Origin of the sequence: Streptomyces sp. NBC_00576 (genome assembly GCF_036345175.1) — a bacterium.
Taxonomy (GTDB): Bacteria; Actinomycetota; Actinomycetes; order Streptomycetales; family Streptomycetaceae; genus Streptomyces.
This window is the reverse complement of record NZ_CP107780.1, coordinates 9,765,644-9,778,474: the sequence shown is the minus strand read 5'-3', so window position 1 is coordinate 9,778,474 and position 12,831 is coordinate 9,765,644. Positions and strand designations below refer to the sequence as shown.

Genomic DNA, 12,831 nt, shown 5'->3' with positions numbered 1-12,831 from the left:
TTTGTGGAGTCCGGCCGTCCGCAGTGACAGACCGTCTCAAGAAGGCCCCAAGGTGGAACACAGTGTGGGTTGACCTGCAGGTTCCCCCGGGACGAAAGTGAACGCCATCCCCACCGGAACCCGAACCGGAAGGGTCCACACGGTGTCCGCACCGTTCTGGGGCCCTACTGCCACCCGGGCCACACCATCGAAAGGAGCGACCTCATGCGTATCCCGAAGCGCGTCGCCGTGATCGGTGCCGGCAGCATGGGCAGCCAGGCCATGTGGCGACTGGCGGCCCGCGGAGCCGAGGTCATCGGCTACGACCGGTACGCGCCGGGTCATGACCGCGGCGCGGCCGGAGGCGAGAGCCGTATCTTCCGAGCCGTCCATCTCGGCGACCCCGGGTACATTCCGCTGCTGCGGCTCGCGGACGGGCTGTGGGAGCAACTCCAGGCGGAGACGGGCCGGTCGCTGCGACGCCGCAGCGGCTGCCTCGTGATGGGAGAGACCGCCTCACTGTCCATGCGCCTCCTCCTCTCCTCCAGCGCCACCCATCGTCTGGATCACGAGGTACTGGACCGGGACACCCTCGCCCGTCGCTACCCGCAGCATCGTCTCCCGGAGGGGCACACCGCCGTACTCGACCGGATGGGCGCCATCATCAGGCCCGAGGCTTCGGTCCAGGCGGCCGCCACCCGCGCCGAACAGCTGGGCGCCCGGCTGAACCGCTACACCCCGGTGCGGGAGGTCGTTCCCGCGGCGGGAGGCGGCGTGCAGATCGTCACCGACCACGGCACGGACCACGTGGACGCCGCGGTGGTGACCGTGGGCCCCTGGATCAACACACTGCTCCCGGACCTCCCACGAACCGTCGACGTCCGCCGGGTGATCTGCTCCTGGCACCTGCCCACCCGCCACGACTGGTTCGCGGGCGGGGCTCCCTCCTTCGTGCGCGCCACACCCCACGACTGCTTCGGGCTCCCGTCGCCCGACGGCATCTCCGTCAAGCTCGGTCTCTCCTTCGCACGCCATCTGCCGGTGCCCGAGCCCGAACGGCTCGACCGTACCGTCCGCCCCGAAGAACTCGGCACCTTCCACGAGCTCATCAGCGAACTCATGCCCGACCTGAACCCCGACCCCATCAGGGTGTCGGCCTACATGGAGGGCTACACGGAGTCCGGAAACCCGCTCGTCGGTCATCTCCCCGGCGAGGACGACATCATCGTCATGGCCGGTTTCTCCGGCAGCGGCTTCAAGCTCTCGCCCGCGATGGGAGAGATCGCCGCCGACCTGGCGCTCGACGGCACCACTGATCACCCCGTCGGCTTCCTCGCTCCGGCAGGAGTCGGCGCCGCCTGATCCCCGGCGATGTCGACGGCATCGCCCCCTCCACCTCGACACCTCTGTCATGGGCATGCCCAAAAAGGCACGCACCGGCCATATCCAGTTCCCCGAAGCAAAGAGTGGAGCACCCTCATGAGTAATCCCTCCTTCCGCCCGAAGTACGTCTCGTTCGACTGCTACGGCACGTTGATCGAGTGGCCGATGACCCCCATCACGCGTGAGCTCGTCGGCGACCAGATCCCCGCCGAACAGTGGGACCAGTTCGTCCGGGAGTTCCGCGGCTACCGCTACGACCAGGTCTGCGGCGAGTACTACCCCTACGAGCAGGTGCTCCAGGACTCCTTCGAGCGGGTCTGCCGCAAGTGGGGTGTGAAGGCGGCGCCGGACGCGGGCAAGCGGTTCGCGGAAGGCGTGCGCAGCTGGGGCCCGCACGCCGACGTGCCGGAACCGCTGAAGAAGATGGGCGAGAACTACAAGCTGGTGATCTTCTCCAACGCCGAGGACTCCTTCCTGGAGCAGAGCGTGCCCCGGCTCGGGGCGGACTTCCACGCGGTCTACACCGCGGAACAGGCCGGCTACTACAAGCCCCGGTACGCCGCGTTCGAGTACATGCTCGACCAGCTCGACGCGTCCCCCGAGGACTTCGTGCACGTCTCCTCGCACACCCGCTACGACCTGATGCCGATGCACGACATGGGCTTCCGCAACCTGATCCTCCTGGACCGCGGCTACGACCCGGTCACCGACGGCTACGGCTATGTGCCGGTGAAGTCCCTGGACGAGCTCAACCTGATGCTCGGCATCTGACTCGCGACGCACCCCGTCCCGCACGGACAGCCCCAAAGGACCCTCACACCCCCACCCCCCCCACCCCAGCGTTTTCCGTTCCCCCGAATCCACACCCATCACCAGGAGGCGCCCGATGGAAGCCAACCGGATAGGCCGCAGAACCGTACTTCGCACCGCAGGCGCGCTGGCCGCCGCCACCGCGGTGACCGGCTGCGGCACCCTCATGGGCACCGGCGACAGCCGCGGTTCGTCGGGCGGCGGTAAGAAGAAGCTCGTCGTCAGCAACAGCGGCGGCGCCTACAACGACGCTCTGACCAAGGCGATCTACGAGCCGTTCGCCAAGGAGACCGGCATCACGGTCACGACGGTCAACTACCAGTCGGCGCAGATCATCGCCCAGGTCAAGCAGGGCCGCCCGCAGGTGGACCTGCTGGACAACACACTGCTGAACTTCCAGAAGATGGCGGGGCTGGAGTGTCTGGAGCCGGTGGACCATGACCGGCTGAAAAGTGTCAAGGGCGCCGGGATCGCGGAGCACAACCTGCCGGAACACGCGGTCGGCAAGAACGTGTGGGCGAGTGTGATGGCCTACCGCACCGACAGCCTCAAGCGGGTCCCGAAGAGCTGGGCCGACTTCTGGAACACGGACGCCTTCAGCGGCCCCCGCTCGCTGCAGAGCGCGGACGCCGACCTGCCGGAGCTGGAGTTCGCGCTGCTGGCCGACGGTGTGCCGCTGGACAGGCTGTACCCGCTGGATGTGGACCGGGCGTTCGCGTCGATGTCGCGGATCCGCGGCGATGTGAAGAAGTTCTGGAACACCGGCGCCCTGCCGGCCGTCCTGCTCGGCCGCAAGGAGGTCGTCATGACCTCCATGTGGGGTGGCCGCGCGGATGAACTGATCAAGCAGGGCCAGCCGGTCGCCTACCAGTGGAACGGCGCCCGCAGGATGACCAACGGCTGGGGCATCCCGAAGGGCGCGGACAACACGGACGCGGCCTACAAGCTGATCGACTTCTCGCTGCGTCCCGAGGTGCAGGCGGCGTTCGCCAAGCTCAGCCCCACCGGCGGCCCGGTCGTCCCGGCGGCAACCAAACTGATCTCGGACGACGTCCTGGCCACACTGCCGACCTCGCCGCAGAACCTCAAGACCGGGTTCGATGCCGATGCCACCTGGTGGGACAAGAACCGTGACGCCGTCACCAAGCGCTGGCAGGAGTGGGCCGATGCCTGAGCGGACCCAGAGCATGACCGCCGGAAAGCTGTCCGCCGACGACCTCGCCGCTGCCCTGGCCCCTCACTCCTCCTCACCGACGGGCAAGTCGCTGTCGGTGACGGGGCTGCGCAAGTCCTACGCCGGGACGACGGTGGTCGACGGCGTGGACATGGAGATCGCGGCCGGTGAGTTCGTCACCTTCCTCGGCTCGTCGGGCTCCGGCAAGACGACCACCCTGATGATGCTGGCCGGGTTCACCGAACCCGACTCCGGCTCCGTCGCAGTGGACGGCCATGACATCACCCGGCTCAATCCGGGCAAGCGTGACTTCGGTTTCGTCTTCCAGCAGTACCTGCTCTTCCCCCATATGACGGTCGCCGAGAACGTCGCCTTCCCCCTGCAACTGCGGGGGGTGGACAAGGCGGAGATCCGCCGCCGGGTCGGGGAGACGCTGGAGGCGGCAGGCCTGTCGAAGTTCGCCGGCCGCAAGCCCCGTGAGCTCTCCGGTGGCCAGCAGCAGCGCGTCGCCCTGTGCCGGGTCCTGGTCTATCGCCCCCCGATCGTCCTGATGGACGAACCGCTGGGTGCGCTGGACAAGAGGCTCCGCGACCAGATGCAGACCGAGATCAAGTCCATCCAGCGCGAACTCGGCCTGACCGTCATCTACGTCACGCACGATCAGGAGGAAGCGCTGGTCCTGTCGGACCGGATCGCCATCATGAAGGACGGCCGTATCGAGCAGTTCGACACCCCACGCGGCCTGTTCGAACGCCCCCGTACCCCGTTCGTCGCCGACTTCCTGGGCGCCGCCAACTTCCTCACCGGCAAGGTCGAGGACGGTGGAGCAGACGACTGCACCCAGGTGCGGCTGGACACCGGCGGCGTCCTCACGGCCCGCGCCCATCCCTGCGTGCCCGGACAGAGCGTGCGCGCCGCGGTACGGCCGGGCAAGCTGCGCCTGGTCGGTGCCGAGGAGGGCTGCTGTACCGGCACGGTCGAGACGGCCGTCTATGTCGGCTCGCTCACCCGGATCACCGTCCGCCTGGACGGTGCCGCTCCGGGGACGCCGCCGCTGCGGATCGAGACCGCCGCCGTCCCGCCGCGCACCGGCGAACGGGTGTGTGTCACCGCCGACCGGGACGACGTCAGCGTCTTCGACGCCACGGACGGAGGGTGAGTCGTGGCCGACACCGCTCTCGCACCCACCAAGGTGCGTGTGAAAACTTCCGCGATGCGCGGGCACCGCTCCCGGATCGCCCTGGTCAACGCCGTCCCCGTCACGGTGTTCCTGCTGGTGCTGTTCGTGTACCCGATCATCGGGGTGCTCTCCCTCAGTCTCAAGGGTGACAGTGGCGGATTCACCCTGCACTGGTACGCCGACGCGCTCAGCGGCGTGAACCTGTCCGTGCTGCTCTCCACCCTCCGGATCTCCGCGGAGACCGCCGTACTCAGTCTCCTGGTGGGTTTCGTCCTGGCGCACGCCATCGCCCGGATGCGGCCCGTCTTCGCCGCGCTGGCCATGCTGATCGTGGTCGTGCCGCACTTCATCAGTGCCCTGGTACGCACCTACGGCTGGATCATCATGCTCGGTGAACACGGCCTCATCAACACGCTGTTGACTTCCCTGCACGTGCCCGGAGCCCCGTTCTCGCTGCTCTACAACGAGACCGGTGTCGTCATCGGGACCACTTCGGTGATGCTGCCCTACACCGTCCTCGTCCTGCAGGGCGTGATGCGGGGCGTCGACGGCCGGCTCCTGGCCGCGGCGGCAGGCTTCGGCGCGAGCCGGTTCACCATCTTCCGCAGGATCTACCTGCCGCTGGTCGCGGCCGGGATCGGCACCGCGGGGCTGCTCAGCTTCATCCTCTGCCTGGGCTACTACATCACCCCCGCGCTGATGGGCGGCGCCAAACAGACCGTCGTCGCGGCGCTGATCGACCAGCAGGTGATGAAGCAGGACCAGTGGAACTCGGCCGCCGCCTTCGGCGTCATCCTGCTCCTGCTCACCTTCGCCGGGCTGGGCGTGCTCGGCCTGGCCAAGCTCCGCCGCGCCAAGGCACACGCACGAAGGAGCAGCTCATGATGGAACTGCCCGCCACCCGGGCCGGACACATCGGCCGCGCGATCAGCGCCACCGCGATCCTGCTCTTCCTGGCGATGCCCATCGTCATCATCCTGGTCACGTCCTTCGGCGCCGACGGCATCGGCACCTTCCCGCCCAAGGAGTACAGCACCCACTGGTACGAGCAGATGGCCGCGCCCGGCGGCAACTGGGCCACCTCCATCGCCCTGTCCAGCCTCATCGCCGCCCTCACCACCGTGTTCTCCCTCATCCTGGGCGCCACCGCCGCCACCGCCCTGGCCCGCGGCCGACTGCCCCTGCACGCAGCCGTCTACGGTCTCGTCCTCGCCCCGCTGCTCATCCCCCAAGTAGTCATCGCCCTCGGCCTGTTCCTCTTCTTCGAACCCGTCGGCATGCTCGGCAGCCCGCTGGCAATCGCCCTCGGCCACACCGTGCTCGCCGCGCCCATCGCCATCCTCATCATGATCTCCACGCTGAGGGGCATCGACGAACGGCTGGAGGACGCGGCGGCCAGCATGGGCGCCAGCCGCCTCACCATCGCCCGGCGCATCACCTTCCCCCTGGCCACACCCGGGTTGATCGCCGCCGCGGTGTTCTCGTTCATCACCAGCTTCGACGAGTTCTTCATCGCCCAGTTCATGTCGACCCCCGACACCCGCACCCTGCCGGTCCTGGTCTTCAACGCGCTGCAGTTCGACGTCGACCCGACCGTCACCGCGGTCAGCGCGGTCCTCATCGCCCTGGCCATCCTCGCCCTCGCCCTGGTCGCCCTCGTCCGCAAACTCGGCGGCCACCGAGGCGGCCAGAACGTCCTCCCCGTCGAACCCCTCACCTGAGCCACCTCGAAACTCCCCGCAGAGGACCCGAAATGAAGACGATTCCCTACTGGATCGAAACCGCTGGGGTGTTTCCCGACCGGTCCGGCAAGCCGCTGACCGAGGACACCGACCTGGTGGTCGTCGGCGCCGGCCTGACGGGTCTGTCCACCGCCCTCCACTCCGCCCGCAAGGGCGCCCGCGTCACCCTTGTCGAGAAGGGCCAGATCGGCTCCGGTGCCTCCGCCCGCAACGGCGGCATGGCCAACCTGGGCTTCACCATCGGTGTACGCCAGGCCATCCGCCGGTACGGACTCGAACGGGCCCGCGAGATGTACAACTCCTACGGCGAGGCCGTGGACACCGTCGAGCGGCTCGTGAACGAGGAGTCCATCGACTGTCAGTTCCGCCGCGTCGGACGCCTGGGCCTCGCGTCCCGCCCCGCGCACTTCGAGAGCAAGAAGGCCCAACAGCGCGACCTGGCCAAGTACTTCGGACACGAGACCACCCTGATCGGTAAGTCCGAGCTGCGTTCCGAGATCGGATCCGACGCCTACCACGGCGGCCTGCTCGACCCGTTCAGCGCCGCACTGCACGTCGGCCGCTTCGTACGCGGTATGGCCGAGGCGTGCGAGCGCACCGGTGTCGAGATCCACGAGCGCAACGCGGCCATCGGCGTGCGCCGTACCGCCGCCGACCGGTTCGAGGTCAGCACCGAGCGCGGTGTGATCCGCGCCGGGCAGGTCATGATGGCCACCGACGCCTACACCGACAAGAACTTCCCGTGGCTGCGCCGCCAGCAGGTCAGCGTGGGCAGCTTCATCATCGTGACCGAGCCGCTCGGTGAGGAGCTCGCCCGGGAGATCATCCCGAAGGGCCGCCTCCTCGTCGACTCCAACCAGGTCTGCCACTACTTCCGGCTCACCCCGGACAACCGGCTGCTGTTCGGCGGCCGTGCCCGTTTCGCGCCGTCCGACCCCACCTCGGACAAGAAGAGCGGGGCCGTTCTGTTCCGTGAGATGTGCGAGATCTTCCCCCAACTCGCCCGGACGAAGGTCGAGTACGTGTGGGGCGGCTCCGTCGGTTTCGCGATGGACCGCATCGTGCACGCCGGGCAGACCGAGGACGGCGTCCACTACTCCATGGGATACGCGGGCCACGGCGTGCAGATGGCCACGCACATGGGGCAGGTCATGGCCGAGGTGATGGACGGCCACCCCGAGGTCAGCCCCGTCCGCGACCTGGCCCCGCCCCGCATCCCCCTCTACAACGGCACTGCCTGGTTCCTGCCCTTCGCGGGCGCCTACTACAAGACGCTGGACCGCATCCGCTGACCGGTCGGCAGCCCCTCCACCAGTACATACAAGGAGATACCCACGATGACTGTCGTCCGTGATGTTCCCAAGCAGCTGTTCATAGGCGGCGGTTGGCAGGACGCCGAGTCCGGCCGGACCCTGTCCGTCGACAACCCGGCCACCGGCGAGGAACTGTGCCAGGTCGCCGACGCCTCACCCGCCGACGGCCGGCGTGCCGTCGAGGCGGCGGTCGCCGCACAGGCCGCCTGGGCCGCCACCGCGCCCCGGGTGCGCAGCGAGATCCTGCGCCGCGCCTACGACATCATCATCGCGCGCACCGAGGACCTCGCGCTGCTGATGACCCTGGAGATGGGCAAGCCCCTGGCCGAGGCACGTGCCGAAGTCGCCTACGCGGCGGAGTTCTTCCGCTGGTTCTCCGAGGAAGCCGTCCGTATCGACGGCGGGTTGACCACCGCCCCCGACGGCAGGAACCGCCTGCTGGTCAGCCGCCAGCCCGTCGGCCCCTGCCTGCTCATCACCCCCTGGAACTTCCCTCTGGCGATGGGCACCCGCAAGATCGGCCCCGCAATCGCCGCCGGCTGCACCATCATTCTCAAACCCGCCCCCCAGACCCCCCTGGCCAGCCTCGCCCTGGCGGAGATCCTCACCGAAGCGGGTCTGCCTGCCGGTGTGCTGAACATCGTCACCACCACCGACGCCGCCGGCGTCGTCGAACCCCTGCTGCGCGGCGGGAAGATCCGCAAGCTCTCCTTCACCGGCTCCACCCAGGTCGGCCGGATCCTGCTGGCCCAGTGCGCCGACGCCGTCATCCGCACCTCCATGGAACTCGGCGGCAACGCCCCTCTCATCGTCTTCGACGACGCCGACCTCGACGTGGCCATCGAAGGCACCATGGTCGCCAAGATGCGCAACATGGGCGAATCCTGCTGCGCGGCCAACCGCATCTACGTCCACACCTCCATCGCCGAGGAGTTCGCCACCCGCCTCGCCGCCCGCATGGCCGCTCTGAAGGTCGGGCCCGGCACCGAACCCGGCACCGACGTGGGCCCGCTCATCGACGCCGCCGGCCGCAGCAAGGCCCATGACCTGGTGCGGGACGCCGTCAAGCGCGGCGCCACCGTCCTGACCGGCGGTGAACTCCCCGAGGGGCCGGGGTGCTTCTACCCGCCCACCGTCCTCACCGGCATCGCCCCCGACTCCGCGATCACCGACACGGAGATCTTCGGCCCGGTCGCCGCGATCCGTACCTTCGACACCGAGGACGAGGCCACAGCCGCCGCCAACGACACCGAATTCGGCCTGGCGGCCTACCTGTTCACCCAGAACCTCGACCGCGCCCTGCGCGTCGCCGAACGCCTCGAAAGCGGCATGATCGGCCTCAACACCGGGCTGGTCTCCAACCCAGCCGCCCCCTTCGGCGGCGTCAAGCAGTCCGGTCTGGGCCGCGAAGGCGGACGCGTCGGCATCGACGAGTTCCTCGAGTACAAGTACATCGCCGTCCCCACCGGAGCCTGACATGGCCGACCGCCTCGTCGTCCTCTACCGGGGCAACCGGCCTCCCGCCACAGGACTCATCGAGCGGCTCGCGGACACCGTCTACGCCACCGAGGAGGAACTCCCCTATCTCCTCCCCGGTGCCGACGCCCTCCTGGCCTGGGTGACCATCACCCCGGCCATCCGCGAAGCCTGGCCCGACAATCCCGATAAGGCACCCCGGTGGGTCCACGCGTCCTCCGCGGGAGTGGACTCGTTTCTCTTCCCGGCCCTGGTGGACGATCCGGGCGTCGTTCTCACCAACGCCCGCGGCGTCTACGACCAGCCGACCGCCGAGTACGTCCTCGGTCTGATCCTCGCCCTCGCCAAGGACTTCCCCGGCACCTGGGAGCACCAGCGGCGCCGGGAGTGGCGTCCACGTCCCAGTGACGGCATCACCGGCCGCACCGCGCTGGTCTGGGGCACGGGTCCGATCGGCCGGGCCGTCGCCCGGCTGCTGCGGGCCGCCGGCATGCGGGTCTGCGGCGCGGGGCGCAGGGCCCGCACGGACCACCCGGACTTCGGCACGGTCCACGCCTCCGCCACCCTGCACGCAGCCCTGGCGGAGGCGGACTACGTCGTCCTGGCCGCCCCACTCACCCAGGACACCCGGGGCATGGTCGACGCCCCCGTGCTGGCCGCGATGAAGCCGGGGGCCCGGCTGGTCAACGTCGGCCGGGGCGGACTCGTCGACGAGGAGGCGCTGGTCGACCACCTCGCCGCCGGACGGCTCGCCGGCGCAGCCCTGGACGTGTTCGCCCAGGAACCGCTGCCTGCCGAGTCACCCCTGTGGGACATGCCCGGCGTGATGATCTCCCCGCACACGGCGGGCGAGACCACCAGCGAGCGGGAGGCCCTCGTCGAGGTGTTCCTCGACAACCTCACCCGGCACATCGAGGGCCGGCCGCTGCGCAACGTGGTGGACAAGCGGCGCGGGTACGTGATCGACGAGACGCACCCCGCCTGAAAGGCGGGTAGAAGCAGCCCGGGCCCTCCGGTCTACGACCGCCGACGAGGACCCGGGCGCCACGCTCCACCGCGTCGGACACCAGTTCCTCGACCGCGGCGACTCCGGCCCTGTCGATCAGCGGGCCGACGTCGACACCGTCCCGGGTGCCGGGTCCCACCACGAGCGCGCCCATACGCTCGGGCAAGCGCCGGTCGCTGGGTTGTCGACGGGCATGGTGGCGCCGTCCGCGGCGTCCACCCGGGCGCCGCAGGCGACCCGCGTCGCCGAGGCCACTCCACCCGGCCAGCCCCTACCCCCGGACCGGTCCTTCCACGAGGCGGTGCTCTGACCCGCCGATGCCCTCAAGCCCGCGCCCGGCCGAGCGGCTGAGCGACCGAGGAAAGCTTCGTGGACATCCCGCGCCAGGCAGCCCCCTGCGGCGGCCCGCCGGCACCGGGAGCACAGCATGTCGATCAGGCGCGGCGACGGCCGGATCGTACGGGTGCGGTATCACGCCGGTCAGTGGCGGAAAGGCCGCCGAGCCCACGGCGCACGCCCCGCGGAAACCAAGTGTGGAGCTGGCTCCCGGCATAGATGTCGAAGCGCTTCGACGATGCCATTCGTCCTGACAGGCTGTCAATGGACCTGCAAAGGAAAGTATCGGCGCGGCAGAGGCCCTTGTTTCCCACGAAAGTTGCCCGTTAACTTACGCCTGAAGTGAAGCGCTTCGACAGCCGCCGCAGGAAGGCCGCAGGGGTCGATGGCCCAGCAGGACTCGCCTCTCCGTACCCGAGGAACCGTCATGACGACTCGTAGCATCACCGACCGCCTGGGTGGCCTGGCCTTCGGCGGGGACTACAACCCCGAGCAGTGGGACGAGCCGGTGTGGCAGGAGGACGACGAGCTGATGCGCAGGGCCAGGGTCAATCTGGCCACCGTCGGCGTCTTCTCCTGGGCGCTGCTGGAACCGGAGGAGGGCCGCTACGACTTCGCCTGGCTGGACGCCCACCTGGAGCGCCTGCACGCGAACGACGTGGCCGTCGACCTGGCCACCCCCACCGCCTCTCCGCCCCCCTGGTTCACTCTGGCCCACCCGGACGCGCTGATGGTCGGGCCCGACGGCACGCGTCTCATCCACGGCAGCCGGGACACGTACTGCCTCACCGCACCGGCGTACCGCAACGCGGCCCGCCGGATCGCCGGGGCGCTCGCCGAACGCTACGGCGACCATCCCGCTCTCGCGCTGTGGCACGTGCACAACGAGTACGCCACCCTGTGCTACTGCGACCACACCGCTGCCTCCTTCCGGGTGTGGCTGCGCGCCCGCCACGGCTCGCTGGACGTCCTCAACGAGGCGTGGGGAACGGCCTTCTGGAGTCAGCGCTACACCTCGTGGGAACAGGTGCTGCCGCCGCGTGCGACGAACTGGCACCAGAACCCCGGCCAGGAGCTGGACTTCCGCCGCTTCTGGGCCGACGAGGTCACCGCCGCCTACTGCGAGCAGCGTGACGCGATCCGCGCGCACAGCGACCGGCCGGTGACCACCAACCTGATGCTGCCCGCGTACCAGAACACCGACGTGTGGGGCCTCGCCCGGGAACTCGACGTGGTCACTGTCGACCAGTACCCCGGATCGCCCGGCCTGGCCGCCGCCGCCGACGTCGCCTTCCATGCGGATCGCGCCCGTTCACTGGGCGGCGGCCGTCCCTGGCTGCTGATGGAGCAGGGCACCAGCACCGTCTACGACGGTGACCGGGTCCTCGCCAAGGACCCCGGTGACATCATGCGCCACACCCTCGGCCACATCGCCCGCGGCTCCGAGGGCGCCCTCTTCTTCCAGTGGCGGCAGTCCCGGGCCGGCGCCGAGACCTGGCACTCGGGGATGGTGCCGCACGCGGGACCCGACAGCCGGATCTTCCGCGAGGTCACGCAGACCGGGGAGGCGGTCGCTCGCCTCGGCGAGTTGGCGGGATCGACGGTGTCCGCGCAGGTGGCCGTCCTGCACGACCCGGATGCGTGGTGGGCACTCGGCGTGGACGGCCTGCCATCCCCGGAACTCGACTACCACGCGACACTCGGCAGGGCGCACCGCATCCTGTGGGACGCCGGCGTCACGGCCGACTTCGCCCACCCCGAACACGAGTTGAGCCACTACCCGCTCGTCGTCGCACCGGCCCTGTTCCTCCTCTCCGACTCGGCGTCCGAGAAGCTGCGCCGATACGTCGCCGGCGGCGGGACCCTTCTCGTCCAGCATGCGAGCGGTTACACCGACGAGCGCCTCCACGCCCGCCTCGGCGGCTACCCGGCCGCTCCCCTGCGCGAGGCGCTGGGCATCCGCGTCGAGGAGTACCGGCCGCTGCGGCGCGGCGAGCTGATCACCCTGTCGGACGGAACACAGGGCACCGCCTGGAGCGAGTCCCTGCGCGCCGAGGGCGCCGAGTCGCTCGCCGCCTACACCCACGGGATGCTCACCGGCAGCCCGGCGCTGACCCGTCATCGCTTCGGCACCGGGCAGGGGTGGTATCTCTCGACCCATCTCACCGACGCCGGTTACGGCGCCCTGTTCGCCCGGCTGCTCGACGAGGCCGGAGTGGGCCCCGAGACGCCGGGCCTGCCCCCGCAGGTCGAGGCCGTCACCCGACACAGCCCGGACGGCCGCCGCTGGCGCTTCCTGATCAATCACCGCGCTGAACCCGTGCCCTTGCCAGAGCCCGCCCACGACCTCCTCACGGGCGGCCCGGTGTCCGAGCTGCCCGCCGGCGGCTGCGCCGTACTCCGTATCGCCTGAGCAGAGAACACCGGGCACG

The 12,831-nt window shown here is 69.7% G+C and carries 10 protein-coding genes and 1 pseudogene; 10 read left to right on the top strand and 1 reads right to left on the bottom strand.

All coding sequences use genetic code 11. The annotated features are described in order from the left end of the window. Positions 1-204: 204 nt before the first annotated feature. From solA to OG734_RS42490, 9 genes are all read left to right on the top strand, one after another. A complete protein-coding gene (gene solA / locus OG734_RS42530; RefSeq protein ID WP_330292714.1) occupies positions 205-1,341 on the top strand; it encodes an N-methyl-L-tryptophan oxidase in 1,137 nt (378 codons plus the stop codon). Positions 1,342-1,458: 117 nt separating this feature from the next. Next, positions 1,459-2,133, top strand: coding sequence for a haloacid dehalogenase type II (locus OG734_RS42525; protein WP_330292713.1), 675 nt, complete (start codon positions 1,459-1,461; stop codon positions 2,131-2,133). Positions 2,134-2,248: 115 nt separating this feature from the next. Beyond that, on the top strand, positions 2,249-3,346 hold the full coding sequence (locus tag OG734_RS42520) for a polyamine ABC transporter substrate-binding protein (RefSeq protein WP_330292712.1): 1,098 nt from the start codon (positions 2,249-2,251) through the stop codon (positions 3,344-3,346). A gap of 13 nt (positions 3,347-3,359) precedes the next feature. Continuing rightward, positions 3,360-4,505, top strand: coding sequence for an ABC transporter ATP-binding protein (locus OG734_RS42515; RefSeq protein WP_330293993.1), 1,146 nt, complete (start codon positions 3,360-3,362; stop codon positions 4,503-4,505). Positions 4,506-4,508: 3 nt separating this feature from the next. Next, a complete protein-coding gene (locus OG734_RS42510; protein WP_330292711.1) occupies positions 4,509-5,411 on the top strand; it encodes an ABC transporter permease in 903 nt (300 codons plus the stop codon). Next, positions 5,408-6,247, top strand: a complete 840-nt coding sequence (locus OG734_RS42505) for an ABC transporter permease (RefSeq protein WP_330292710.1) — start codon at positions 5,408-5,410, stop codon at positions 6,245-6,247. The genes OG734_RS42510 and OG734_RS42505 overlap by 4 nt, the downstream gene beginning before the upstream one ends. Before the next feature lie 32 nt (positions 6,248-6,279). Further along, positions 6,280-7,560, top strand: coding sequence for an NAD(P)/FAD-dependent oxidoreductase (locus tag OG734_RS42500; protein WP_330292709.1), 1,281 nt, complete (start codon positions 6,280-6,282; stop codon positions 7,558-7,560). A gap of 45 nt (positions 7,561-7,605) precedes the next feature. Next, entirely contained in the window at positions 7,606-9,057 is a 1,452-nt protein-coding gene (locus OG734_RS42495) for an NAD-dependent succinate-semialdehyde dehydrogenase (protein WP_330292708.1), read from the top strand. A 1-nt stretch (position 9,058) separates the two neighbouring features. Beyond that, the gene (locus OG734_RS42490) at positions 9,059-10,042 is read left to right on the top strand and encodes a D-2-hydroxyacid dehydrogenase (RefSeq protein ID WP_330292707.1); all 984 of its coding nucleotides are present in this window, start codon (positions 9,059-9,061) and stop codon (positions 10,040-10,042) included. 1 nt (position 10,043) lies between these two features. On the opposite strand, the pseudogene OG734_RS42485 reads toward OG734_RS42490, so the two are convergent. Next, positions 10,044-10,232 (bottom strand): annotated as a pseudogene (locus tag OG734_RS42485) (aldehyde dehydrogenase family protein); the annotation flags it as partial. Positions 10,233-10,826: 594 nt separating this feature from the next. On the opposite strand from OG734_RS42485, the gene OG734_RS42480 reads away from it, so the two are divergent. Beyond that, positions 10,827-12,812, top strand: a complete 1,986-nt coding sequence (locus tag OG734_RS42480; RefSeq protein ID WP_330292706.1) for a beta-galactosidase — start codon at positions 10,827-10,829, stop codon at positions 12,810-12,812. Positions 12,813-12,831 lie beyond the last annotated feature (19 nt).

Coding starts and splice junctions, on each gene's coding strand:
- solA (WP_330292714.1), top strand. CDS start 205: ATGCGTATCCCGAAGCGCGTCGCCGTGATCGGTGCCGGCAGCATGGGC.
- OG734_RS42525 (WP_330292713.1), top strand. CDS start 1,459: ATGAGTAATCCCTCCTTCCGCCCGAAGTACGTCTCGTTCGACTGCTAC.
- OG734_RS42520 (WP_330292712.1), top strand. CDS start 2,249: ATGGAAGCCAACCGGATAGGCCGCAGAACCGTACTTCGCACCGCAGGC.
- OG734_RS42515 (WP_330293993.1), top strand. CDS start 3,360: ATGACCGCCGGAAAGCTGTCCGCCGACGACCTCGCCGCTGCCCTGGCC.
- OG734_RS42505 (WP_330292710.1), top strand. CDS start 5,408: ATGATGGAACTGCCCGCCACCCGGGCCGGACACATCGGCCGCGCGATC.
- OG734_RS42500 (WP_330292709.1), top strand. CDS start 6,280: ATGAAGACGATTCCCTACTGGATCGAAACCGCTGGGGTGTTTCCCGAC.
- OG734_RS42495 (WP_330292708.1), top strand. CDS start 7,606: ATGACTGTCGTCCGTGATGTTCCCAAGCAGCTGTTCATAGGCGGCGGT.
- OG734_RS42490 (WP_330292707.1), top strand. CDS start 9,059: ATGGCCGACCGCCTCGTCGTCCTCTACCGGGGCAACCGGCCTCCCGCC.
- OG734_RS42480 (WP_330292706.1), top strand. CDS start 10,827: ATGACGACTCGTAGCATCACCGACCGCCTGGGTGGCCTGGCCTTCGGC.